Genomic DNA, 24155 nt, shown 5'->3' on the forward strand with positions numbered 1-24155 from the left:
AATACATAACCGGAATAACGCGGGGTGGAGCAGCCCGGTAGCTCGTCAGGCTCATAACCTGAAGGCCGCAGGTTCAAATCCTGCCCCCGCAACCATCTTTACTTGCGATCCACCCCGCCCTCCGGCGGGGTTTTTCGTTTGTGCGGAAATTATAAGGATTCCAGCGAGATCGCCCTGAACGTCGATCTCCACCTTGCCGTCCACGGGGGTCAGAACGATCTGGTTCACCAGCGAGCGAAGGATGTCCGCCGCCTCGATCCGCTTCTCTTCCTCTTCGTCCTGCAGGGCTTCATAGAGCTGCTGGACCCGCTTGCGGTATTGGAGCGCCATTGAAGGGTGCAGCAGGGGAGGGGGTTCCTCGGCCTCGGCCAGGAACGTCCTCAGCTCCGATTTCCGAGCTTCCAGCCGCTTCATGTCCTCTACGATGGCTTCAATCGGCCCGCCAGCCTTAATGGCGGTCAATAGCTTCGCCAGTTCGTGCTCGGTCTTTTCGATCTCGGCTTCCGCCGAGGCAATGCCCGCACGGCCTTCCATGCGTAGGCGATTCATCTCCTGTGTGAATACCTCGCAGAAGCGAGCGAACATCTCGGGATCGACAAGTTTGGTACGCAAGGCGTTCAGAACGCGCGCCTCCAACTCGTCGCGGCGGATGTTCACCCGGTTGTCGCAGGTGCCCTTGTTGCGCGCTGTCGAGCAGCCGATCAGCGTCGCCGAGATCGCGGAATAACCGCCACCGCAGCAGGCGCATTTGGTCAGTCCAGAGAACAGATATTTTGGCCGGCGCCGATGGTTCATCTTCCGGACATCCGCAATGCCGCTTTCGTCGCGTTCGGTGCGGTTCTCGCCCTGCCTCGCCTTCACGGCGTTCCAGAGATCGTCATCGAGGATGCGCAGTTCCGGCGCTTCCTGAATGACCCATTCGGATTCCGGGTTGGGCCGGGCCTGCCGCTTGCCGGTATCCGGGTCTTTGACGAAGCGCTGACGATTCCAGACGATCTTGCCCACATACATCTCGTTGTTGAGGATGCCGTTGCCACGCTTCGGATTGCCGTTGATCGTGCTGAAGCCCCAATCGCCGCCAGACGGGGCGGCAATGCCATCCCTGTTCAGGGAGAAGGCGATGGTCTTGGCCGACTTGCCGGCGGCATAGTCGCGGAAGATGCGGCGCACGACCTCGGCTTGAGCTTCGTTGATCGTGCGATCGCCGCGGATCGGTTCGCCGTTAGCGTCCAGCTTCTTCACCACGTCATAGCCGTAGGAGTTGCCGGCGCCCGACTTGCCCGCCTCGACCCGGCCGCGTTGCCCGCGCCGGGTCTTGTCGGCCAGATCCTTCAGGAACAGCGCGTTCATCGTGCCTTTCAGGCCGACATGCAGATGCGAGACTTCACCCTCGGAGAGGGTGAACATCTTCACGCCCGAATAGGACATGCGCTTGAAGAGGCCCGCTATGTCCTCCTGATCGCGTGAAAGCCGATCCATGGCTTCGGCGAGGATCAGGTTGAAGCACCCGCGTGTCGCGTCGGAAATCAGGGCCTGGATGCCGGGGCGGAGCAGCGACGAGCCGGAGATCGCGTGGTCGGAATATTCCTCGACGATCTGCCAGCCCTGCTTCTCGGCATGAAGCCGGCACATGCGGAGCTGGTCGGCGATCGAGGCGTCGCGTTGATTGTCGGAGGAATAGCGGGCGTAGATCGCGACCTTCAATGCACCTCTCCTTTCGGCATCAGGAGGTGCGCTTCCCCCGTCGCCTCGTCATCCTGACTTCTTCCGCGTAGCATTCCCGTGCTGCCTGTCGCGCCAGAAAGTCGACCAGAAGCAAAAGCCGCGGATCGGGATCGCCCCTCGGCGTAAAGGTCAGGTCCGGCTCGTCGATGAGCAGGGATTCGAGCAACTCTTCGCGCTCGTTGCTTGTCATCTTCGCCGGTGAATGGGTTGATCGTAAAGTCATACATCCAAGCATTCACCCGAAGATCAGCATAAGCAATTGAAATAACACGCGTATAGTTGGCGGCGGAAAGTATGCCCCCGGCGGCATCGGCGAAGCGCGGCGCAATCCTTCGTGCTACAGCATATGGAAAATACTGACGTGAACGCGCAGTATTCTCGTGCATTACTGCTCTGTGGTGAGCGTCCAGGGCCATCGCTGACATCCCTTGTTTGCAACGCAGAAATCGGCTATATGTCAGGATATATACCACGGAGGCCAGCCATGAGCAATGCTGCGCAGAAGAGAGCGATCGAGAATTACCGGGCGCGCCTGACACAGCGCGGCTTCAAGCGCTTTGAGGTTCTTGCGCTGGAATCCGATCGCGATCTAATCCGATCGCTCGCCCGTCAACTGGCCGAAGAAGGACCAGAGGCAGAGCAAGCCCGACAGACGGTGAGGGCTCTTGTTTCGGGTGAGCCTTCGAAATCCAGCGGCATTCTGTCGGCCCTGCGCCGCTCGCCTTTGGTCGGCGCCGATCTCGATCTGTCGCGCCCGCGCGAGGAAGGGCGACGGGTCGATCTGTGACGCGCTATCTCCTTGACACCAACATCATCAGTAACACCGTCAAGCCGCAGCCCTCGGAATCGCTGCTGGCATGGTGGAGCGAGCAGAGCGATCAAGACCTGTTCGTCGCGTCTCTGACTATAGCTGAAATACGCCGCGGCATTTTAGAAAAACCACGTGGCAAGAAACGAGAGGTTCTCGATACGTGGTTCACAGGACCGGAGGGACCGCAGGCTCTTTTTGCGGGGCGCATACTGCCATTCGACGACAAGGCCGGGTTGATCTGGTCGCGATTGATGGCGGACGGCAAGGCCGCTGGACGCCCTCGCAGCGGGCTCGACATGATCATCGCGGCGACGGCAGGCGCAAACGATTGCGTTGTGATCACGGACAACGAAAAGGACTTCGCCGGTATCCAGTTCATCAACCCCATGCGAGGCTTCGTTTGATGCTGCGGCAGAGAGCAAAATGCTCGGGAGGAAAATGTGGCTGAAACCCAGATCGAGTGGACCGACGCCACCTGGAATCCTGTCGCCGGGTGTTCGATTGTAACGGCCGGCTGCACGCACTGCTATGCAATGGAAATGGCCAAGCGCCTGGAGGCGATGGGCGTCGAGAAATATGCGGGGCTGACCCGCAAAACTGGCCGACGCACCGTTTGGAACGGGGTGGTGCGCGAAGACCGCGAGGCGTTATCCATACCACTTCGGTGGCGCAAGCCGCGCAAGATCTTCGTCAATTCCATGAGCGATCTGTTCCACGAACAGGTCAGCGACGACTTCATTCTCGATGTATGGCAAATCATGCGCGAGACGCCGCACCACAACTATCAGATACTCACGAAACGGCCAGAGAGAATGGCCGATCTGGTGGCCAGCAAGATAGGCGAGGTTCTGCCCAACGTGTGGCTTGGGACCAGCATCGAAAACGCTGCTGTAGCCGAACGGATCGAGCATCTGCGGAAAGCGCCTGCTGCGATCCGCTTCATATCATTCGAGCCTCTGATCGACGCCGTCGGCACCATCGACCTCAGTGAAATCCATTGGGCAATCGTGGGCGGTGAAAGTGGGAAATCCGCTCGTCCCATCCGTGAAGAATGGATCGATGAAATCTACACCAATTGCCAAACGGCAGGGACGGCGTTCTTCTTCAAGCAGTGGGGTACATGGGGCAAGGACAACAAAAAGCGGTCAAAAAAGGCAAACGGACGCGAGTATCGAGGCCGAACTTGGGATGAGATGCCGATAGCGCCTCAGCCGGCCGCATAAGAACAGGGGACTTGGGGGCGAAATGACGAGGAAACAGTACGAATGGCCGGATGGCGCAAAACTGGAAGACCACTCCAAACGCAAGCATAAGATCCTGCGTGAATACGTCTTCGACTATCTGACTGTTCGCTGCAAGCTTCCCCAGCGCGAACGCTTTCGGCTTGCTATCGTCGACGGTTTCGCAGGCGGTGGCCGCTACCAATGCGGCTCCCCTGGCTCGCCGTTGATCTTCATCGAAGAATTGAAGCGCGCAGTGGAAGCAGTAAACACTCATCGCACGGTGCAGGGCCTCGGCATGATTGAGGTCGAATGCCTGCTGATCTTCAACGACGCCAGCCTTGATGCCGTCGAGCTTCTGAAGGGGCATGTCGCGCCGATGCAGGCTGACATCGCCGCAACGTGCCCGAGGCTGCATCTGCGCGTCGAATACCTCAACGAGTTCTTTGAAGTCGCCTATCCCCGGATCAAGGGCCTTCTTGAACAGGGCCGATATAAAAATGTCCTGTTTAATCTCGACCAGTGCGGTGACAGTCACGTCAATCGCGAAACGATTATTGACATCATGCGCTCGTATGCATCGGCGGAGATTTTCTACACCTTCATGATCAGCTCTTTGTTGGCCTTCCTCAAGAAGGACCAGCCGGACCAGCTAACGAAGCGGCTTGATTACCTTGGTATCAAGGGCACCGACATCACGTCCCGGAACGACCTTATGAGCAAGAACGACTGGCTCGGAACGGCGGAGAAGATGGTCTTCGAGGTCTTCCATCGATGTGCGCCATTTGTGAGCCCGTTCTCGATCAACAATCCTGATGGCTGGCGCTATTGGTTTATTCATTTCGCCAATGCCTGCCGAGCACGGCAGGTTTACAATAATATCCTCCATGACAACGCGACCCTCCAAGCGCATTTTGGCCGCTCGGGTCTCAACATGCTCTCCTACGATCCGCGTGATGACGAAGGCAGACTATACCTGTTCGATAATAATGGACGAGCCTCTGCCAAGGAGCAGCTCATGGGAGACATTCCCCGCCTGGTGAGCGACGCGGGAGACGCCATGTCCGTTATGGAGTTCTATGAGAGCATCTACAACATCACACCGGCTCATGCTGATGACGTTCATGCCGCAATCATCGAGAATCCGGATCTTGAGGTAATTACGCCTGCCGGCGGTGAACGACGAAAGGCGAATACGATCGCGGCCGACGACATCATCAAAGTGAAAAACCAGCGTAGCTTTTTTCCAATGTTTCTAAGTGCGAGTTCGAACCGGAAAGGAATAAAGGGTAAGAACTGACCCAGCTCCGGATTGCGTCTGTCGCGAGACGGTAAACATCAATCTTCAGTATACCTGTCGGAGTTGCTACCCCCCTTGTGAAACGCATCAGAGTTGGCCGTTTCATCGGCGTTCAGGGTCACTTTGGTTTTGCCTTGAGATTCAGGCTCACGGTGCTGCATTGGCAACGCAGAGAATCAGGAGAACCACCCCGCGGAGACACGTATAACCACGATTGGCAGTCCTTGCACCGCAGACACTCCAGCAATTCCTTGAATGCCGTCACCACAGGCTCGAAATCCTTCTTCCCGAAGTTGGCCCACTCATTGTAATGCACGGCCTTGTTGACAGCCCACTGCTCGACATTGCTCGCCCCGCTAGAGCTGGAGAGTGTTGCCTTGCGCTCAAGCGCGGCTTCCTTTGCGGCGGCATTGCCCCACGACTGAGCTGCATCAGCGGCCTTTCCATAGACATCCTTCGCGCGCGAGAGGACGTTGGGTAGCAATTCGCCGAGGTCATAGTTGCCATCCGCCCGAAAAATCGGCCGCGCGCCAAGTTGGTCCGCGAGCTGGCGTGATGCGTATTCCAGATGGTGCCGTAGCCCGTGGGCGGCTGTCTCGACCTTACCCTTGGCGAGAGCCGTAGCGATCTCATCCCAGATATCCGCGTTTGACTCGACAAGCGGACCTGTATCCACAGTCCAGCTATGGAACGCCAGCGACGTCTTCGCGGTAACAAGCCCCGCTGACTTCATTTGCTCCGCCCATAGGCGATCATGCGTCGTTATGATGAACTGCGTGTCGGGGAAATGCGTTTTCAGCAACTTGCAAAACTGGTAGCGATGGCCCGAGTCGACGGACATCACCACATCGTCCAGCAGTGCGATCGTGAAGCTCTTCGCGAAAAGGCGCTTCATCAAGGCGAGGTAAAGACATACCCCCATGCCGTCTTGATGCCCCTCGCTGTGATAAGCGCCGGGCGGGAAAAGACCGCGCTCGTAGAAATTCACGTCGAAATCGAGCCGCCCCTCGCTGGGTGTCAGCTTCGCCGTGAACTTCGCCTCATCGTCCTCATTGATCAGACGGTAGAAAGTGCTGAAATCGTCCTGAACGTCGTCATAGAGAGCATTCAGCTCCTGTTCCATGACGCGACAATAGGCCTCGTAGGTTGCCCTAGCCGCATTGCTGGCGGCCTTCGCGGCCTCGTTCCTCCGCATGGCGTCGCGGTAGTCATTGAGGCGAAGCTGCGCTGTCGTGAGAAACGTCTGCGCTTCGATGGCCGCGCTCTGGTCAGGTTTCGCGTGGACCTTGGCCGTGAGGGCGGCAAGCCTAGAAGGAGTAGCTTCAGGCATTTTGGGCCATCCACTGCCCAACCGCTCTTTCAAACCGATCAGCCCGTCGAAATTCCCAAGTTGCCCCTTCAATTCCTGAAGGTCAGTCCCCCATGCGGTTATGATATCGGCTCCGACCGCGTCGTCTTCCTCTTTTGCGATCCTCAGAGCCTGCCTGAGAAGGCCGAGCAAGTTTTCCGCATGGGCGGCGAGGTTGCCGCCGTTCGAAAGAAGAGACGTCTGCAGTTTGCCGGCGTCCTCGGATTTTGAGAGCTTGGCCTTGAGGTGTGCGAGCAGATGGTTCTCGTCAGGCCAAGGGTGATCGCATAGCGGGCACTCGGGTCCATCGACAAGTTCAAGCCCCTTTTCCACCAGCGAACGCCGCTGCAAAGCTTGGAGCAGGGCGGGATCGCCCTCCAGCGTCGCGATGCCGGAAAGGATTGCCGCTGCTTCCTCCTTCCCCATGTCCGCAAGGGAGCCGAGCATATCCGACAACGCCTGGAGATCACGCAGTGCGGATTGCTTGTTGAACTCAGACAGCTTGTCGGCGTCGGAAAGACCTGCATCGATCTGCGTGTCGGATGTCAGCGTTTCGATCTTTGGCAGGCCAACCGATTCTCGCTTTGGGTTGACCGAGGCCAGCAACTCCGCGGCGCCGAACGTAGTGATCTGTAGATGCCGCTGCAACGTATCGCGGCTTGACTGCACTTGGCTTGTTGCAGCCTTGAATCCGGTCTGTAGCTTATTCTGCGCGGTATTGAGCGCGGCGCGAGTCTGTCCGATGCCGTCCAGCTTCAGAATCGCCTGGATTTCCTCCGAGCGTTTTGTCGGCTCCACCAGAATGAAACGAAGAATGTCACGCCGTGCGAGCGTGATTTCCGGATGATCCGCGATCTCGGCGAGTGCCGCTTTCACATCTGCGTCGGGAGGCACAATCTTCGGCTTGCCTGGAGCAGATACCTTCCGCGTGATCGTCGCCGACTTGCCGAGAGCGGAAATGAAAACCCTCAACTCCACGAAGGCAGCGTCCGGGAACTTCACCTTGTCGACATGCGGGCCGTGTTCTGAAACCGAAAGGCTTTTCGTACCCCGCCCAGTCAGACGCCCGATCTCTCCGGTAAGGCCGAACTCTATCGCGTCAATGACACCGCTCTTGCCGGTTCCATTCGGGCCGGAGATCGCGAAGGTTCCCTTTCCGAAGTTGATGTCGAGCTTGCGAATTCCGCGGAACTCTTCGACGTGAGCGGTTTCGAGTTTGATCACTTCACATCACCGCCAACCGGCGTCGAGAAGATTTTTACGAAGTCGTCAGCCTTGATCTTCTTATCGTCCGACAGCAGCTTCCTGATCTCTTCAACCTTGTCGGAATCGAGTTCTTTCCCCTCCTCAAGAGCTGAAATGAACTTCTTCGCAATGTCCTGTTGCAGCGTTACCATGTAGCCCCATGTATTGCCCGCAGAATCGGCACCAATTGTAGCGCGAAGTAGCTTCGCGGGAAGCTCGAAACGTGCAGCGGGTCTAACTTCTGAAACCCTGATATCCGTATTTGCGGGTTTGCGATTTTGCGGGGGAAAGCCTTCCCCCTGGCCGGCGCCGGGGTTGCCGGCACACCCCCTTCTGCGGAGAGACCCCCAGGCTGTGCAGAAACTCGCTCTGATGTCGCTGGGCTTGGATCTCGCCCGCTAGCGGTGGCGCGGCGCGACACAATTCAGCATCGTGCCACCTCGGGTTTGACAGAGTGAGCCCGATAGTTTTTCGAAACCGCCTTACGTCACCAAGCCAAGGGCAACTCCGCCCACGGCCGCCAACAATACGACAACCCATGGCGGAGCTTTCCAGGCGATCAGCGCCACGAAACAAATCAAGGCCAGTGCGAAATCCGGCATGCCTCCGATCGCGCTGGTGAAGACCGGCGTATAGAGGGCCGCGCCGAGAATGCCGACGACCGCAGCATTGGCGCCCTGCATGGCCGACTGCGCCCATGTCGTGCGGCGCAACTGATCCCAGAAGGGCAGCGCCCCGATCAGGATCAGGAAGCCCGGCAGGAAAAGTGCGGCAAGAGTGATTGCGGCACCGGCTACGCCGTTCGGCTGCGGTCCCATGACCGCCCCGAGCCAGGCCGCGAATGTGAACAGTGGCCCCGGCACTGCCTGCGCCGCGCCATAGCCCGCGAGAAAGGCGTCATCCGACACCCATCCCGGCGTGACGGTTTCGGCCTGCAAAAGCGGCAGCACCACATGCCCGCCGCCGAAAACCAACGAGCCGGCGCGGTAGAAGCTATCGGCCAGCGCCCATCCCTGCGCCTGTCCGGCGACGAGCGGGAGACCGATCAGCAAGGCAGCGAACAGCGCAAAGGCCGTCAGTCCGGCTGTCCGTGAAACCGGGACCGGCAGATGGTCGCCGACCGCGACCTGTCCATTGATGAGAACCAGCCCGGCGATTGCGCCAAGGAGTATGGCGGTCATCATTCCAATGGCGCCCGGCGCCCAGGCAAGCAGAAGCACGGCAACGGCCGCGATCGTAGCGCGCTCCTTATCGGGGCAGAGGTTCTTCGCCATGCCCCACACAGCTTGCGCCACAATGGCGACGGCCACGATCTTCAGACCATGCAGGACGCCGAGCGCAAGCGGGCTTTCCAGCCGCGTAGCCGTCATGGCGAGCGCGAGAAGGACCAGAGCCGATGGAAGTGTGAAGGCGAGGAAAGCCGCAAGCGCGCCGAGCCATCCCGCTCGCGTCAAACCAAGCGCAAAGCCAACCTGGCTTGAGGCCGGACCGGGCAGGAACTGGCATAGCGCCACCAGATCGGCATAGGCGCTTTCGCTCAGCCATTTTCGCCGCGTCACCAGCTCGTCCCGGAAATAGCCCAGATGCGCGATCGGTCCACCGAATGAGGTGAGCCCCAGCTTCAGGAAAACGCGGAAAACTTCGGCGACGCTGGCCTTTGACTGCTGGTGGCTTTGATCCATTCATGAGACCTCGTTGGTTCGGGCATTGTTGCGAGCGGTGACGTGTGATCGGCGCAGGATAGATTCTCAGGTTGCAGCCGTCAGATTGACCCGCTTCATAAGGGCCTCGCCACTCTCCTTGCGTTCGGAATAGCGGTCGGTCAGGTAGGGTGAGATATCGCGCGTTAGCAGCGTGAACTTCACCAACTCTTCCATAACGTCGACCACTCGATCATAATATGACGATGGTCTCATCCGGCCTGCTTCATCGAACTCCTGATATGCTTTGGCGACGGACGACTGGTTGGGGATCGTCACCATCCGCATCCAGCGGCCGAGCACCCGCATCTGGTTGACGGCGTTGAAGCTCTGCGAGCCGCCTGAGACCTGCATGACGGCGAGTGTCCGGCCCTGCGTCGGCCTTACCGCTCCGACCGAAAGGGGAATCCAGTCGATCTGCGCCTTCATCACCGCACTCATCGCACCGTGACGCTCCGGGCTGGTCCAGACCTGACCTTCCGACCAGAGCGAGAGTTCGCGAAGCTCCTGCACCTTGGAATGATTGACGTCAGCCCCATCCGGCAGCGGTAGGCCGGACGGATCGAAGATGCGCGTTTCTGCCCCGAAGTGTTTGAGCAGACGCTCGGCCTCGAATGTCAGCAAGCGGCTGTAGGATCGCTCACGGAGCGAGCCGTAAAGCAGCAGGATACGCGGCGGATGGGTAGACGGGGCGGCTACGCGCAGCCGACCAAGGCTGGGAGTATCAACGCAGCCGGCATAAAGATTGGGAAGATCGTGCGGCATCAGCGCTGTGCTTCCGCCAGCTTTGAAACTTTGCCGCCGCGCTCATACCAGCCTTTGGAGCGGTTCACGATCCAGACGACCGAGAGCATCACCGGCACTTCAATCAGCACCCCGACGACCGTGGCGAGGGCCGCGCCTGAGTGGAAGCCGAACAGGCTGATGGCCGCAGCAACCGCCAGCTCGAAGAAATTCGACGCACCGATCAGCGCCGAGGGGCCGGCCACGCAATGCTGCTCGCCGGCCATCCGGTTGAGCAGATAGGCAAGCCCGGAGTTGAAATAGACCTGAATCAGGATCGGCACAGCGAGCAGGCCAATGATTGCCGGCTGCGCGATGATCTGCTCGCCCTGAAAGCCGAACAGCAGAACCAGCGTCGCCAGCAGGGCAACGAGGGAGGCCGGGCCGAGCTTTGCAAGAAGTCGGTCAAGAGCTGCCTGCCCGCCACTGGCCAGCATCCGGCGACGGATGATCTGCGCGATAATGACGGGAATGACGATATAGAGCACGACCGACAGAACCAGCGTGCCCCATGGCACCGTGATGGCCGACAGGCCCAGCAACAGCCCGACAATAGGCGCGAAGGCGACAACCATGATGGCGTCGTTGAGGGCGACCTGGCTCAAGGTGAAATGCGGCTCGCCCTTGGTCAGGTTCGACCAGACGAACACCATGGCCGTGCAAGGTGCTGCGGCGAGGATGATGAGGCCGGCGATATAGCTGTCGATCTGATCCGCCGGCAGATAGGGCCGGAACAGCCAGCCGATGAACAACCATCCCAGCAGCGCCATCGAGAACGGTTTTACTGCCCAGTTGATGAACAGTGTCACGCCGACGCCGCGCCAGTGGCGGCCGACCTCGCCCAGTGCGGCGAAGTCGATCTTGAGCAGCATGGGGATGACCATCAGCCAGATCAGCACCGCCACCGGCATGTTGACCTTGGCAATTTCCATTGCCGCGATGGCATGAAATGCACCCGGCAGAAAATGGCCGAGCGCGATGCCGACCACGATGCACAGCGCGACCCAGAGGGTGAGGGAGCGTTCGAAGGTAGACATGGAATTCCCTCAGGCCGTTGCGACACGCTGGCCGTGTTCGTCGATCACTCGCTCGCCGTCTTCCTTGACGAACTCGCCGCGCTGCGGGGGCAACAGGTCGAGCACTTCCTCGGACGGCCGGCAGAGCCTCACGCCCTTCGGGCTAACGACGATGGGCCGGTTGATCAGGATGGGATGCGCCATCATCGCGTCGAGCAATTGCGCGTCACTCAAAGCCGGGTCGCCAAGGCCCAGTTCCGCATATGGAGTGCCCTTCTCGCGCAGCAGTTCCCGCACCGATATGCCCATGCGCGCAATAAGTCGGGTCAGCATCTCGCGCGACGGCGGTGTCTTCAGATATTCGATGACATGCGGCTCGACGCCCGCATTGCGGATCATCGCCAGCGTGTTGCGCGAGGTGCCACAATCCGGGTTGTGATAGATGATGACGTCCATGGCCGGCCTCACGCTGCGCTGTTGCGTGGAGACGACGCGCCATCAGACTGGCCGATCTCGGTCAGCTTCGTGCTCAGCGACGCCTTGTCGAGACTGGCGACCGGCAGGGACGTGAACGCCGAGAGGCGGTTCTTCATGTAGCGGAAGGCTGCAACGAAAGCGGCTTCCTTCTGGATATCTGGCCCATCGACGGCAGCAGGGTCTTCGATCCCCCAATGGGCGGTCATCGGCTGACCTGGCCAAACCGGGCAGGCTTCGCCGGCGGCGTTGTCGCAGACAGTGAAAACGAAATCCATGACAGGCGCGCCAGGGCCGGCAAACTCCTCCCAACCCTTCGAGCGGAAATCTTCAGAAGGATAGTCGAAGCTCCGCAATACCTTCAGCGCGAAGGGATTGACCGCGCCCTTCGGCTGCGACCCGGCAGAGAAGGCGCGAAAGCGGCCTTCGCCATCCTTGTTCAGGATGCTTTCTGCGAGGATCGAGCGCGCCGAGTTGCCGGTGCAGAGGAACAGAACGTTGAAGATGCGGTCAGTCATGGGCAGCCTCCTTGGCGGCGAGGGTTTGCGGTGGGCAGCAAGGGGAAAAATCAGCGATCAGCGGCGCGCAGATCTCGGGTCGGCCGCCGCAGCAATCCTTGACTAGAAAGCTGGCGAGCGCGCGCACGGCATCGAGCCTTGCCCGGTAGATGATCGACCGACTGTGCCGCTCCGGCTCGATCAGGCCGGCGCGCGTCAGCGTCGCCAGATGCGTCGACATGGTATTGTGGGGGACATCCAACCTGCGGGCGATCTCACCTGCGGGCAACCCATCCGGCTCATGCTCCATCAGCAGACGGAACACGTCGAGGCGGGTCGGTTGCGCGAGCGCGGCGAAAGCGAGGATGGCGTTATCTGATTCCATATGTCGAGACTAATCGACATATGGGTTTAAGTCTAGGTGGCAATGGTCCGTAGTTTCCGCCTCGTCGGGTAACCGCGATAATTGCGCGACGGCGGGGACATCACTGAAACTCGGTCGCGACAGGCAAACTGGCTGTCACCCGAACAGCAGCCTTACCCCTGAGGCAAAAAGGATTACAGCCAGAATAATGCGCAGCCATAGTTCGGGCAGGTAACGGCTGCCGATGAAGGCCCCGAGCGAGCCGCCAACAGCGACGGCGATCAGCCAGCCGGGTAGCGCACTCGGAATCTGATCCCACCAGGCATAGGCTCCGAGCAGTGCGGCCGCCGAGTTCATCAGGTTATAGACGGCGGTTGTCGCGGCAGTCTGGCGCGCTGTTCCCCAGTTCATCGCGAGGATCACCGGCGCAAGAAATACACCCCCTCCGGTCCCTGTCGTGCCGGATATGAAGCCGATGATCGCACCCGTGGCCAGCGCCGGTATGAACGGCGGATCGGTTGGCAGGTCCGCAGATACTCCAGATCTACGAAGGGCCGTCCTCGCCATCTGAGCGGCCGAAAGGACGAGAACCACCCCGACGACCGGGTAATAGATATCCGCCGGTAGCTGGACAGCGCCGCCGAGCAGAGAGAATGGGAAGCCAAGGATCGCAAAAGGCCATACGCTTCGCCATGACAGCCTTCCAGACTTCAGGAACATGGCTGTCCCGATTGCCGCAACCAAAAAATTGAGAGCGAGCGCGGTCGTCTTCATGGCCAGCGGCGCAAAGCCGAGCAGTGCCATGATCGCGATGTAGCCGGATGCCCCGGCCTGACCGACCGATGCATAGATCAGCGCGATGAGGAAGAAGGCTACCGCGAGCCAGAGCGCATCCAATTCCACCTTGCCTGAACCTCATCATGGTCGGCATCCCGAGCGTGCGGCAGCGCGCGCGTTCCCCGAAGCCTCCTTGTCTATCACCAGACTGATGCGAGCAATATGTTCTGAAGCTTGCCACAGTAGAAATTGCATGTATTGCCAAGCATTTACTGGGGTTATTCGCCCGCGGATGCTATACTCCATTACTTGCTGGACGGGGCAAAATGGGACGTTTTATTGAGGGATATGATCGCAGCCAGCCGTTACTGCTGCCCGCCTATGTTGAAGATTACGTGTCGCAGGAATCTCTCGTCCGAGTCGTAGATGCCTTCGTCGAAACGCTCGATCTCACGGCGCTCGGCTTTGAGCGCACTGTCTCCGCCGCGACGGGGCGACCCGGCTATCACCCCGGCGACATGCTGCGGCTCTACATCTGGGGCTACCTGAACCAGTTGCGTTCATCGCGCCAATTGGAGCGCGCCTGCCAGCGCGATCTGGAGGCCATCTGGCTGATGCGGCGCATGACCCCGGACTATCGGACCATTGCGGCGTTCCGGCACGATAACCCCGAAGCGATCATCCGCACGGGGGCCGCATTCATCAGTTTCTGTCGCGAGAACGGCTTGATCACTCCTGGCAAGGTGGCGCTGGACGGAACAAAGATGCGGGCGGTTGCCAGCGCGAAGAATATTGCAGGAGCGGATCGTCTGGCACGCGACATTGCTCATACCGAAACAGAAATCGCCTACTATCTCGACCGCCTCAACATAGCAGATCAACACTCGGCGGGCGCGCGCGATCAGACGGTCAATCGCGCGGCGTTTGCCAGCGCGATCGCGTCACTCGAACGCCGTAAGCAGCGCTTGGAAAAGCGGCAGGCCGAACTTGCTGAGCATGATACCAACGTCGTGGTCTTCGGAGAACCGGATGCACGACCAATGGGATATGGCCGGGCTCCGAAGTTCCCAGCCTATAATCTCCAGAGTGTCGTCGATATCGAAAGCGGCCTGATCATTCACAACGATGTCGCCAACGAAGCCAACGACAGCCAGCTGCTGCATCCAATGGCGATAGCGGCAAAAGAAGTGCTCGACGTTGACCAGCTAGAAGTGCTGGCGGACGGGGGCTACTCGAACGCGCAGGAAGTCGCGCGTTGCGAACAGGACGGTGTCCGCGTGGCAGCGCCGATCAAGCGCGGGGCCATGAGCGCGCAATACTTCCGCCCCGTGCAATTCGTCCATGACGAGCAGACCGACACGATCCGCTGCCCTGCTGGTGAAACCATGTATCCCAAGGGCAAGCATACCCGAAATCGGGCGATCCGTTACAGAACGCCCGCGTGCCAGACTTGCCACATCAAGCCGCAGTGTACGCCAGGAAATCAGCGCACCATTCACAGGCTCGTGGATCAGGGCGCGCTCGATCGGATGGAGCGTCGGCTTCACGAGAACCCTGATCTCATGACGATCCGGCGCTGCACGGTGGAGCATCCCTTCGGCACCATCAAGCGAATGTCTGGCGGAGGCCGCTTCCTGACCCGCGGTTTGCGGCGGGTGAAAGCCGAAGCTGCCCTCTCGGTCCTGGCATTCAACATCATCCGCGCTTCGAACGCCTTCGGGACCGGGGCGCTGATGTCGCGGGGCTAAGAGCCCCGCTCGATTCAGCTCGCGTCATCGCGCCCGCACTGAATTGTCGCCGAGTTTCTGCACAGCCTGCCCCGCAACGCCCCCTGAGAGTGAGAGTGCGGGCCGATTGGCCGTGACGGGTTGAGGGCTGGAGAAGAGGTCTCCGGCGCCCGTCGCGGAGAACCGCGATGTCCAGACACGACCGCGCCCCACGTCCGGCCAAGGACCGGACCAACCTTTACGACGACATCACCGGCAAGATCATCGCCGATCTCGAGGCGGGCCGCTTTCCCTGGGTCCAGCCCTGGGGAACGCCCGCCGCCGGCGCACCGCTCGCCATGCCGCAGAACGCCGCCACCGGCCGGCGCTATTCCGGCATCAATGTCCTGATCCTCTGGGGCGCCGTGATCGAGCGCGGCTTCCCAGGACAAAGCTGGCTCACCTTTCGCCAGGCGCTGTCGCTCGGCGGCAACGTGATGAAGGGCGAACGCGGCATCACCGTCGTCTATGCCGACCGCTTCACCCCCGAGGACGAAAAGCGGCGCGCCCGCGAAACCGGCGAGGAAGCCCACGCCATCCCCTTCCTGAAAAGGTTCACGGTGTTCAACGCGGCCCAGTGCGAGGGTCTGCCCGAGGAGATCGCCGCCGTCGCGCCGCCACCCCCTCCCGGCCTGATCGAGCCGACCGTCGAGGCGCTGATCCGGGCGACCGGCATCGACTTCCGCATCGGCGGCAACCGCGCCTTCTATGTCCCCTCGCAGGACTTCGTGATGGTCCCGCCGCCGCAAGCCTATCACGAGCCGATCAACTGGCATCGCACGGCCCTGCACGAGATGGGCCACGCGACGGGCCATCCCTCGCGCCTCGCCCGCGATTTCTCCGGCTCCTTCGGCACCAAGAAATACGCCTTCGAGGAACTGGTGGCCTTATCCTGACTCTGTGATCCTGTCTCAGAATCATGCATTGGAGGCGCCTCACCACGGCTCCGGTGAAGCTCTTCAGACGTCCGGGTCAAGCGTTCCCGCAGCGTAGCGAGGACAACGCTTGACGCGGCGGCGGCACGACAAGCTGTTCATGGGGTGCAGGCTAAGTCCTGCACCCCTGCCACGCGGCGAGCGGGAGAGCGCGAGGGGAACCCCTCGCATTCTAAACAATGAAGTTGCGCCGAAGGCGCTCCGCTTGGGTATCGTGCGTGCATTTGTATTTTACCGATCTTGACACTATTTCGCGTCCGCTTTTCCTTGATGACCTTGCAGTGAGCCTCGCGCCCGGTGCGCTCGACGCGGTCGAGCGCACCGGGCTGATTCACGGCATGCCGTTCATCCTGATGGATGACGGCAGCTACGATCTCGCTCTCAACCGGTTCTTTCGTGCCTGTCCTGCTATGGGAGCGCGATCGCCGAACACGTGGCGCTCCTACGCCCGCGACATTCTCGTCTGGGCGCGCTTTCTTGTCGAACGGCGCGGCGGCAAGACGGTCTGGCAGGCCGGCCGCGACGATGTCCTGGCCTTTCACCGGGCGCGTCGGCTGTCGGCAGCTCCCTACCGCATCTCGGCTGCGAGCTGGAACCGGAGCGTTGCCGCGCTCGACAAGCTCTATCGCTGGGCTGTCGAGGAAGGAATCATTGCGATCTCGCCCTTCAGCTACGGCGCCACCCTTCGCAGGGCCGGCGGTAGCCGCGCAGTGCTCGCTGTGACGACGAACCGTGCCCGCGAGCGCGCCGCGCGGCGCCACGATACCCGTTACATCGATCTTGGCCGCTACCTGCTGTTCCGCGAGGTGGGATTGCGCGGCCGGCTTCCCGACGGCTCGGAGGACGCGACGTGGCGCGGCCGCAACGGCGAGCGCAATGCGTTGTTTGCCGAGCTTCTCGTCACGACCGGCCTGCGGCTGACAGAGGCCGGCAGTCTGCTGCTGAGTGAGCTGCCGCGCCTGACCGATCCCGAATCGCGCTCGGTGCCGTTCGATCTCCCCGGTCCGATCGCCAAGGGCGGACGACCACGGCGCATCCGCGTTCCCCGCCGGGTACTGAGATTGATCGGCGACTATGTCGATCTCGAGCGCACGGTCTCTGCCGCGCGCTCAGAGCCTTCGGTGTCCGATCCGCTCTGGCTGATGCTGGAGGACGGGAAGGCAACAGACGCGGCGGGCAAGCGTGTCCGGCTCGACCGTCTGACGCTGGGCGAACGCCGCCGCGTGCTGGTCGGCACGCCCGGCCAGGCGCAGCATGCCTTGCTCTGGCTGACTGAAGGCGGCAAGCCCGTGCCCTCGGCGACTTGGGAAGCTGCCTTTCGGCGGGCCTGCACCCGCTGCCGCCGTTTCGGCATCGAGGTCGAGGTGACGCCACACACGCTGCGGCACACCTTCGCCGTCAACATGCTCTCCATGCTGATCCGCGAGCAGATCGGATCCGTGTTCGATCCGCAGGACCAGCACGGCGCAGCCTATCGGCGGATTCTCGGCGATCCTCTGCAGAAGCTCCAGCACCTGCTGGGGCATGCGAGTATCACCAGCACCTACATCTATCTCGACAGCCTCGCCGAGGCGCAGGAGCTGGTCGAGGCCGCCGCGGATCGCTGGGCCGAAGACACGGCTGGCGGCGCGGCATGACCGCCGCGGCGGCTCCATCGGTGCGGCGGCCGGGTCGCCGCGCCCTCTTTCCCGAGGCGCTGCCCGATCCCGAGGGCGAGGCCGCCGCTGCGATCGCATCGCTGCGCTTTACCGTCACGCTGGCGGATCGCAGCAAGACGATCGACCTGACGATGCTCGCCGGCCGCAAGGCATTGGCGCGGACCTTTGCCGGCGCGCTCTGGCGCGCCTGCCAGGTCGGTGGTCCGGCCGGCTCGATCTCGACGGCCTACGCCTATGCCAATGCGCTCAAGACATTTTGGCGCTATCTCGATTCCGCCGGATCGCACGTCGCCCGTCTCTCCGACGTCAGTGCCGTCTGCATCGACGGCTTCGATTCCTGGATGGAGGGGAGCGGCCTGCATCCCAATCACCGCCTGCACCGCATGAGCAAGGTGCTCAACCTGCTGCGGCTTGCCGAGGCCGCGGAGCCCAGCCACCTGCCGCCCGATGCCTCACGCCGGCTGATGTACACGAGCGATCGGCCCGGCGTGCGCGCCAGGCCGCGCGATGCCTATGGCGATGATGTCGCCGCGGCATTGCGGAAGGCGGCGCGCACCGATCTCGCCGCCATCATCCGCCGCTTGGGCGAGGCCGATCGTATTCCGGCGGTCGAGGATTCCGATCGGAGCAAGGCGCTGGCAGCAACCCACAAACAGGTAATGGAAGTGATCGACGCGGAAGGCGTCATCGGGCACAGGCACCCTCTCTTCAAGCGACTCTACACGCTCCGCCGCGAGAGTGGCCTGCCGAACGATCGCCTGATCCACGATCTGCATGGCCGCCGGCATCTCATCGCCGCCGATCTCGTGCCGCTCATCGTGCTTATCTCGCTCGACACCGGCATGGAGATCGAAGCGATCAAGGGCTTGCGAGCGGACTGCCTGAAGAACCCGGCGGGCGGCTATGTCGAGATCGAGTATTGCAAGCGTCGGGCGCGCGGCGCCGAGTGGAAGCGGCTGCGTGTGCGCGACGGCGGTTCCTCGACGCCGGGCGGCTTGATCCGCAAGGCGCTGCAGTGGACCGGTCCGGCGAGAAGCCGGCTCGGCGCCGACACGCTCTGGGCGCACTGTGCCTGGGGCCGCCTGACCCCTCGGGTGCTCAGCATGAAGGAGCTCGCGGCTTCATGGACGCGCCGGCACGGCATCCTTGATGAGCGGGGCCAACGCCTTCGCCTCAATCTGACGCGCCTGCGCAAGACGCATAAGGCGGCATGGTACCGGCGCACGGGCGGCCAGCTCGACCGCTTCGCCGTCGGCCACACTGTCGCGGTCGCGGCCGACCACTACGCCGACATTCCCGCGCTTCGTCATCTGCACGAGGCGACAATTGCCGACGCCATGACCGATGCGCTCGACGCCGCGTTCCCCCCCTGTGTCCTGTCGTCGGAGGAGGAAGCGGCCGTCCAGACCGATCCCGACAAGGCGACCGGCCTTCCCGTTGTCGGCGCCGCCGCGGTCAAGGCGCTGTTCGGCGGCGAGCAGGACGTCTGGCTCGCCAGTTGCGGCGGCTTCTACAACAGCCCGTTCGGCTCGGAGGGAGAGGCCTGTCCGTCCCCCTTCTGGGGGTGTCTCGAATGCAGCAATGCCGTGGTCACCGCCCGCAAGGTGCCCGCGCTCCTGGCCTTCCTCAACTTCATCCGGGCGCAGCGGCAGGTGCTGAGCGAAGCCGACTGGATCGCCAAGTTCGGCCGGGTTCACGGACGCATCGCCGAACAGATTCTGCCCCGGTTCGCCGACGCCGAGATCGAGGAAGCCCGTCGGATTGGGTCATCGGACCCCGCGCTCCTCTACCTGCCGCCCGAAGCGAGAGCGCCATGATGCCGGCACCGATCAAGCTGCCGCAGCACGCGTCGCTGCCTTCGGCCATTTATGGCAACGACGAGCCCGTGCTTGCCGGCGTGGCGGTCAGGGACGATGCCGACCGCACGCGACTTCCGCGCTTCGGTGACGATCTTTGGGACCTGGGCGCCGCCATTTTCCGGGTGAACGCCCGCTACAGCAATTACCGGCTGAACCTCGCCCGCATCGCCGATCCCGTCACGCGGCGGCTGGCGAAGGAGTACGTGATCGCCCGCCTGCGCATCCATGTGCCGGGATATCGGGCGCCCTGCGGCGCGACCTCGGCGATCCGCCTGCTGCGCTACATCCAGCATTTCGCCGCGTTCCTCCGCGCAAGGACTGGCGCCGTCGATCTCAGCCGGATCGATCAGGCGCTGCTCGACGCCTATCTGGCGTATGCCCGTGACGGCGGACGGCGAACGCCTCACGAGACGGTGAAGTATGTCGAGGTGCCGATCGACCTGCATCACCTGGCGCCATGGCTAACCGGCGGCGGCATCGGTTTCCTGCCGTGGCGTGGACGTGCGGCGCACCGCGTTGCCGGCCGGCCGCCAGCGCCCGCCGAGAACGCCACGCCGCGCATTCCCGAGCCGGTCATCGGCGCCATGCTGCGCTGGGCGCTCAAGTATGTCGAGGTCTATGCGCCCGATATCCTCGCGGCGCGGGCCGAGCTTGACGCTCTCGAAGCCCGCTGCGCCCGATTGATGGCGCGGGACGCGCGGGCCGGACGGGCCGTGGCCAAGAACTATCGCGCCCGCGTGGCCAAGTGGCTCGACGTGCGCCGGGCCATGGGCCGAGGCGTGCCGATCTGGGAGCACGCGCCCAATGTGGCCCGCCGCATCGACCCGCTCACCGGCGAAGAGACCCCGCCCTACAATCTCCATCTGATGCGCCTTCACGCCGGCGCTCCGCAGAGCGGCCGCATCAGCCAGTCCGAGCCGACTGCACGACTGATCGAGAAGGCAGCCGCCGAGCTCGGAACCGAGATCGGCGGGCTCGATACGCCGATCTCGATCGATCCGGACACCGGACTGCCATGGCGCGAGCGCTTCGACGGCCTCAGCCTCGCCCGCGAAGAACGGATGTTGCAGGGCGCCTGCTATCTCGTCTGCGCCTACCTCACCGGCATGCGCGACAGCGAGGTGCAGGCGATGCAGCCGGGTTGCGTGTCGCCGGTGCGCAGCGCCGACGGCCTGGTCGAGCGGTACCGGCTGCGCAGCACGGTGTACAAGCGCCATGGCGCGCGCGGCGTCACGGCCGACTGGATCACGATCGAGCCCGTCGCTCGCGCCGTCGCGGTGATGGAGGTTCTCTCGGCACGCAATCGCCGAGAGAAGGAACTGTCATCCTTGTGGGTGGCGCTGAAGGACTGGCCCTGGAGCAACGATCATCTCGGGATGGGTGCAACGCCGACACTCAACCTTTTCCGCGAGGGCCTCGACACGCGCTCGGAGGCCGCGCCGGCGATTCCGCGCATCGGCGACGAGCCTTGGAAGTTTACGACCCGGCAGCTCCGACGCACGATCGCCTGGTACATCGCCAACCGGCCGTTCGGCACGGTCGCCGGCAAGATCCAGTACAAGCACGCCTCGGTCGCCATGTTCGAAGGCTATGCCGGATCGGCGCAGGCCGACTTCCGCTTGGCGATCGAGCGCGAACGTGCACTCGGCCAGCTCGACGACATTGTCGCCCATTACGAGGCCTATCTTCGCCGTGAAGGCCCGGCGGGACCGGGTGCTGCGCGACTGCGACGCGAGTTCGGCCGCGTGCAGGAGGAACTTGGCGATCTTCCCGGCCGGATCTTGGACCGCAAGCGGCTGCGCACCATGGTTGCCCATCTCGGGCGGACCCTGCATGTCGGTTTCCTCAACGACTGCCTGTTCGATGCAGCGACCGCGCTCTGCCTCACCGGCGCGCCAGATGCCGAGCGGACGGCGCCGGCCCTATCGCGCTGCAGCCCCGACCGGTGCCCGAACGCCTGCCTGACCGCCCGGCACCGCGAACCGTGGCATGCCTCGATCGTCGAGGGCGAAGCGCTTCTGGCCGACCGGCGTCTATCGCCGCTGCAGCGCACGGCGATCCTGCGGGACAACGAGCGCAAGTGCCGGCTGATCGCGCCTCTCATGGACGGTGACGCATGACCGCGCTCGGGCCGAAGAGCCAAGCGGCGCTAAGGGCTGCCATGAAGCGGTTGCTCGACGGCCGCCCTGAACGCACCGACGGGGCGCTGACCGTCGCCAACCTGGCGCGCGAGGCCGGCGTCAGCCGAGCGACGGCGAACCGGGCCGGCGATCTTCTCGCCGAGCTCCGCGCGGCCGAAGCCCGCCTGCGGCGATCGTCGCCCAGGGCCCTCAAGGAACGCATCCATGCTCTGGAAGCGGAACTACGCGCCGTGCGTGGTGCCGAGATGGCGGAGCTGCGGGCGCTCACCCGGACGCTCGCGCAGCACATCCAGATGCTGACGTTGCAGCTCGCCGAGCGAGATGCCGTCATCGAAGGTCTGCGAGCGGAGCTGTCTCGATCCGTGGACGCCAGGGTCGTCCCGTTGCGGCGTCCGCCTCTGGACGGCACCGGCTGACAGCCGCGCTTCATCCTGACCGGTCCAGGCGCCGCTCGCCGGTCATGGCTGCCTCCCGTGCTCGCCCGTCGAGGCAGGGCTCGGGTTGTGGCAGACGCTGCCGGCCCATCAACCCTGTTCCGCACCAGCACCGAGAACAGGGTGTGACGGCCCGGCTTCCCGCGTCTGCCCCTGCCGCCTCGCCCTCGACGGAGAGGGCGAACACAGGAGGCAGCCATGACCACCGATCGCACACCCCAGCCCCGGAACGACATCTACGAGCGTGTCACCAGCCAGATCATCGCCGCCATCGAGGCCGGCGCCGACCAGTACCGGATGCCCTGGCACCACGACGGATCGGCCATCACTACGCCCGTCAACGTCGCCTCGCGCAAGGCCTATCGTGGCGTCAACGTCATCGCACTCTGGGCCGCCGCGCACGCCGCCGGCTTTCCCGCCGGCATCTGGGGCACCTATCGCCAGTGGCAGGCGCTCGGCGCCCAGGTCCGCAAGGGCGAGCGCGGGCACCTCGTCGTGTTCTGGAAGACCGTCGATCGCCACGGCAAGGCAGACGTACAGGACGGCGACGAGGATCGCGACGAGCCCGCCCGGCGCATGTTCGCCCGCGGCTACACGGTCTTCAACTGCGCGCAGGTCGACGGCTACACGCCGCCCGAGATACCGGTGCTACCCGAGGCCGAGCGCATCGAGCGGGCCGAACGGTTCTGCGCAGCGCTCGGCATCGACATCCGCCACGGCGGATCGCAGGCCTGTTACCGCCCATCCACCGACCACGTGCAGATGCCCGACTTCGCCTGCTTCCGCGATGCCGCAGCCTATTACGCCGTGCTGCTCCACGAATGCGGGCACGCCTCCGGCGCCAGGCATCGCCTCGACCGTGATCTCTCCGGACGGTTCGGCTCGGCCGCCTATGCTATGGAGGAATGCACGGTCGAGCTCCTGAGCGCCATGATCTGCGCCGACCTCCATCTCAGCGTCGAGCCGCGGCCCGACCACGCCAGCTATATCGCCTCCTGGCTCGAGGTGCTTCGCTCCGACAAGCGCGCGATCTTCACCGCCGCAGCCAAGGCGCAGCAGATCGCCGACTGGCTGCACGCCCAGCAGGGCAACGCTTGCCGGAACGACGTCAGGGGCGCCGCATAGGCGCTCCTCGACCCGATCAGTTGACAGTTCGCTCCCGGAACAGCGCCTCAATCAGCGGACATTCCGGCCGCGTGCCGTCGGCGCATTGCGCGACGACGTCCTTGAGCACCCGCTCCATGCGCTTCAGGTCAGCGATCTTCGCCCGCACATCGTCGAGATGCGCGGCGGCGACCGCGCTTGCCTCGGCGCAGGGCTGGTCGCGTTCGTCGACCAGGCGCAACAGCTCGCGGATTTCGTCGAGTGAGAAGCCGAGCTCGCGTGCCCGCAGCACAAAGCGAAGGCGCCGCTCGTGCGTCGTGTCGTAGCTGCGGTAGCCGGCCGCCGTGCGCGGTGGCTCGGGCAGGAGCCCGACCTTCTCGTAGTAGCGCACAGTCTCCAGATTGCTGCCCGTCCGCCGGGCGAGCTCAGCCCGCTGCAGGCCCTTCACGCCAGCGTGATCGCGCATCGCAAAAATCCCTCTTGACCCTGTAGTTGCTACAGACCGCATGGTACTGCGCAATGAGGATTTCGGCAAGGAAAGCGAGATCGGACATGGATATATCGCGACCCAGCACGGCGGGCATGACGTCCGCCACGACCGACGTGCTCGCGTCGGACCGAGCCGAAGTCGGACGGCAGCGCCTGGTCGCCGTCGGCGGCATTCTCGGCGCGCTTGCCGCCTCCTCGTGCTGCATCGTCCCGCTCATCCTGTTTAGCCTAGGCATTGGTGGCGCCTGGATCGGCAATCTGACGGCGCTCGCGCCCTACAAGCCGCTCTTCGTCGCCGGGACGACGGGCGTTCTCGGCTACGGCTTCTATCTCGTCTACTGGAAGCCGAGGCGGGCCTGCGCCGAGGATGCTGCCTGCGCGCGCCCGATCCCCAGCCGCATTGTCCAGATCGCGCTCTGGTTTGCGACGGTGCTCGTCGCGGCCGCCTTCGCATTCGACTACGTCGCCCCGCTGCTGCTTTCCGCCTGACACCAAGAGGAGACCCGTCC

At 63.0% G+C, this 24155-nt stretch carries 24 protein-coding genes, 1 tRNA gene and 2 pseudogenes; 15 read left to right on the plus strand and 12 right to left on the minus strand.

The genetic code is table 11. From position 1 onward, the window contains the following. Positions 1-18 precede the first annotated feature (18 nt). The 3 genes from CRO48_RS26365 (at position 19) to CRO48_RS33405 (ending at position 727) form a co-directional block, all read left to right on the plus strand. Positions 19-95: transfer RNA gene (locus CRO48_RS26365), tRNA-Met, on the plus strand. Positions 96-138: 43 nt separating this feature from the next. Further along, positions 139-333 carry a hypothetical protein gene (locus CRO48_RS33400; RefSeq protein WP_342588294.1) on the plus strand — a complete coding sequence of 65 codons (195 nt, stop codon included), beginning with the start codon at positions 139-141 and terminating at the stop codon, positions 331-333. A gap of 118 nt (positions 334-451) precedes the next feature. Beyond that, complete coding sequence (locus CRO48_RS33405) at positions 452-727, plus strand: hypothetical protein (protein WP_342588295.1); 276 nt, start codon at positions 452-454, stop codon at positions 725-727. Here CRO48_RS33405 and CRO48_RS33410 read toward each other — a convergent pair. Both CRO48_RS33410 and CRO48_RS26375 read right to left on the minus strand, forming a co-directional pair. After that, a pseudogene (locus tag CRO48_RS33410) lies at positions 667-1704 on the minus strand (recombinase family protein); the annotation flags it as partial. The gene CRO48_RS33405 and the pseudogene CRO48_RS33410 sit on opposite strands and share 61 nt — an antisense overlap. A 19-nt stretch (positions 1705-1723) precedes the next feature. Beyond that, positions 1724-1915: a hypothetical protein gene (locus tag CRO48_RS26375; protein WP_102026017.1), complete on the minus strand. Its 192-nt coding sequence runs from the start codon at positions 1913-1915 to the stop codon at positions 1724-1726. A gap of 294 nt (positions 1916-2209) precedes the next feature. On the opposite strand from CRO48_RS26375, the gene CRO48_RS26380 reads away from it, so the two are divergent. Genes CRO48_RS26380 through CRO48_RS26395 form a run of 4 tightly spaced genes read left to right on the plus strand, consistent with a single transcriptional unit; the run spans position 2210 to position 5056 of the window. Next, positions 2210-2512, plus strand: a complete 303-nt coding sequence (locus CRO48_RS26380) for a hypothetical protein (RefSeq protein WP_036742432.1) — start codon at positions 2210-2212, stop codon at positions 2510-2512. Continuing rightward, the gene (locus CRO48_RS26385; protein ID WP_097142755.1) at positions 2509-2940 is read left to right on the plus strand and encodes a type II toxin-antitoxin system VapC family toxin; all 432 of its coding nucleotides are present in this window, start codon (positions 2509-2511) and stop codon (positions 2938-2940) included. The genes CRO48_RS26380 and CRO48_RS26385 overlap by 4 nt, the downstream gene beginning before the upstream one ends. 36 nt (positions 2941-2976) lie before the next feature. Continuing rightward, complete coding sequence (locus tag CRO48_RS26390; RefSeq protein ID WP_097142756.1) at positions 2977-3759, plus strand: phage Gp37/Gp68 family protein; 783 nt, start codon at positions 2977-2979, stop codon at positions 3757-3759. A 22-nt stretch (positions 3760-3781) separates the two neighbouring features. Further along, positions 3782-5056 carry a three-Cys-motif partner protein TcmP gene (locus CRO48_RS26395; protein ID WP_097142757.1) on the plus strand — a complete coding sequence of 425 codons (1275 nt, stop codon included), beginning with the start codon at positions 3782-3784 and terminating at the stop codon, positions 5054-5056. Positions 5057-5174: 118 nt separating this feature from the next. Here CRO48_RS26395 and CRO48_RS26400 read toward each other — a convergent pair whose 3' ends face one another. The 9 genes from CRO48_RS26400 to CRO48_RS26435 all read right to left on the minus strand — a co-directional run bounded on the left by CRO48_RS26400 (position 5175) and on the right by CRO48_RS26435 (position 13386). Then, positions 5175-7628, minus strand: a complete 2454-nt coding sequence (locus CRO48_RS26400; RefSeq protein ID WP_097142758.1) for an AAA family ATPase — start codon at positions 7626-7628, stop codon at positions 5175-5177. Further along, a complete protein-coding gene (locus CRO48_RS32435) occupies positions 7625-7801 on the minus strand; it encodes a hypothetical protein (RefSeq protein ID WP_175496432.1) in 177 nt (58 codons plus the stop codon). The genes CRO48_RS26400 and CRO48_RS32435 overlap by 4 nt, the downstream gene beginning before the upstream one ends. 330 nt (positions 7802-8131) lie before the next feature. Then, positions 8132-9331 carry a chromate efflux transporter gene (chrA, locus tag CRO48_RS26405; RefSeq protein ID WP_097142759.1) on the minus strand — a complete coding sequence of 400 codons (1200 nt, stop codon included), beginning with the start codon at positions 9329-9331 and terminating at the stop codon, positions 8132-8134. Between the two features lie 66 nt (positions 9332-9397). Next, positions 9398-10114: an arsenical resistance protein ArsH gene (gene arsH, locus CRO48_RS26410; RefSeq protein ID WP_097142760.1), complete on the minus strand. Its 717-nt coding sequence runs from the start codon at positions 10112-10114 to the stop codon at positions 9398-9400. Then, positions 10114-11169 (minus strand): ACR3 family arsenite efflux transporter, encoded by a 1056-nt coding sequence (gene arsB, locus CRO48_RS26415; protein ID WP_097142761.1) that lies wholly within the window; start codon positions 11167-11169, stop codon positions 10114-10116. The genes arsH and arsB overlap by 1 nt, the downstream gene beginning before the upstream one ends. A gap of 9 nt (positions 11170-11178) precedes the next feature. After that, positions 11179-11604: an arsenate reductase (glutaredoxin) gene (arsC, locus tag CRO48_RS26420; RefSeq protein WP_097142762.1), complete on the minus strand. Its 426-nt coding sequence runs from the start codon at positions 11602-11604 to the stop codon at positions 11179-11181. Positions 11605-11612: 8 nt separating this feature from the next. Then, on the minus strand, positions 11613-12140 hold the full coding sequence (locus tag CRO48_RS26425) for an arsenate reductase ArsC (protein ID WP_097142763.1): 528 nt from the start codon (positions 12138-12140) through the stop codon (positions 11613-11615). After that, the gene (locus CRO48_RS26430) at positions 12133-12504 is read right to left on the minus strand and encodes an ArsR/SmtB family transcription factor (protein ID WP_097142764.1); all 372 of its coding nucleotides are present in this window, start codon (positions 12502-12504) and stop codon (positions 12133-12135) included. Before CRO48_RS26430 ends, CRO48_RS26425 begins: the two co-directional genes overlap by 8 nt. Positions 12505-12639: 135 nt before the next feature. Further along, the gene (locus tag CRO48_RS26435) at positions 12640-13386 is read right to left on the minus strand and encodes a sulfite exporter TauE/SafE family protein (protein WP_097142765.1); all 747 of its coding nucleotides are present in this window, start codon (positions 13384-13386) and stop codon (positions 12640-12642) included. A gap of 200 nt (positions 13387-13586) precedes the next feature. Here CRO48_RS26435 and CRO48_RS26440 point away from each other — a divergent pair, with 200 nt between their 5' ends. The 7 genes and pseudogenes from CRO48_RS26440 (at position 13587) to CRO48_RS26470 (ending at position 23178) form a co-directional block, all read left to right on the plus strand. Beyond that, the gene (locus tag CRO48_RS26440) at positions 13587-15008 is read left to right on the plus strand and encodes an IS1182 family transposase (RefSeq protein ID WP_097142766.1); all 1422 of its coding nucleotides are present in this window, start codon (positions 13587-13589) and stop codon (positions 15006-15008) included. A gap of 167 nt (positions 15009-15175) precedes the next feature. Then, positions 15176-15913 (plus strand): annotated as a pseudogene (locus CRO48_RS26445) (ArdC family protein); the annotation flags it as partial. Between the two features lie 329 nt (positions 15914-16242). Continuing rightward, entirely contained in the window at positions 16243-17598 is a 1356-nt protein-coding gene (locus tag CRO48_RS26450) for a tyrosine-type recombinase/integrase (RefSeq protein ID WP_245283067.1), read from the plus strand. Beyond that, the gene (locus CRO48_RS26455) at positions 17595-19436 is read left to right on the plus strand and encodes a hypothetical protein (protein ID WP_012112822.1); all 1842 of its coding nucleotides are present in this window, start codon (positions 17595-17597) and stop codon (positions 19434-19436) included. The genes CRO48_RS26450 and CRO48_RS26455 overlap by 4 nt, the downstream gene beginning before the upstream one ends. Further along, on the plus strand, positions 19433-21598 hold the full coding sequence (locus CRO48_RS26460) for a hypothetical protein (RefSeq protein WP_097142768.1): 2166 nt from the start codon (positions 19433-19435) through the stop codon (positions 21596-21598). Before CRO48_RS26455 ends, CRO48_RS26460 begins: the two co-directional genes overlap by 4 nt. Then, on the plus strand, positions 21595-22035 hold the full coding sequence (locus CRO48_RS26465) for a hypothetical protein (RefSeq protein WP_012112820.1): 441 nt from the start codon (positions 21595-21597) through the stop codon (positions 22033-22035). Before CRO48_RS26460 ends, CRO48_RS26465 begins: the two co-directional genes overlap by 4 nt. A gap of 216 nt (positions 22036-22251) precedes the next feature. Then, complete coding sequence (locus tag CRO48_RS26470) at positions 22252-23178, plus strand: ArdC family protein (protein ID WP_012112819.1); 927 nt, start codon at positions 22252-22254, stop codon at positions 23176-23178. A gap of 16 nt (positions 23179-23194) precedes the next feature. Here the strand turns inward: CRO48_RS26470 and CRO48_RS26475 are convergent, their stop codons facing one another. After that, entirely contained in the window at positions 23195-23623 is a 429-nt protein-coding gene (locus tag CRO48_RS26475) for a MerR family transcriptional regulator (RefSeq protein ID WP_012112818.1), read from the minus strand. Between the two features lie 86 nt (positions 23624-23709). On the opposite strand from CRO48_RS26475, the gene CRO48_RS26480 reads away from it, so the two are divergent. Then, entirely contained in the window at positions 23710-24135 is a 426-nt protein-coding gene (locus CRO48_RS26480; RefSeq protein ID WP_039194744.1) for a mercuric transporter MerT family protein, read from the plus strand. The last annotated feature ends 20 nt before the right edge of the window (positions 24136-24155 follow it).

This window comes from Rhizobium subbaraonis (assembly GCF_900220975.1).
Lineage (GTDB): Bacteria > Pseudomonadota > Alphaproteobacteria > Rhizobiales > Rhizobiaceae > Mycoplana > Mycoplana subbaraonis.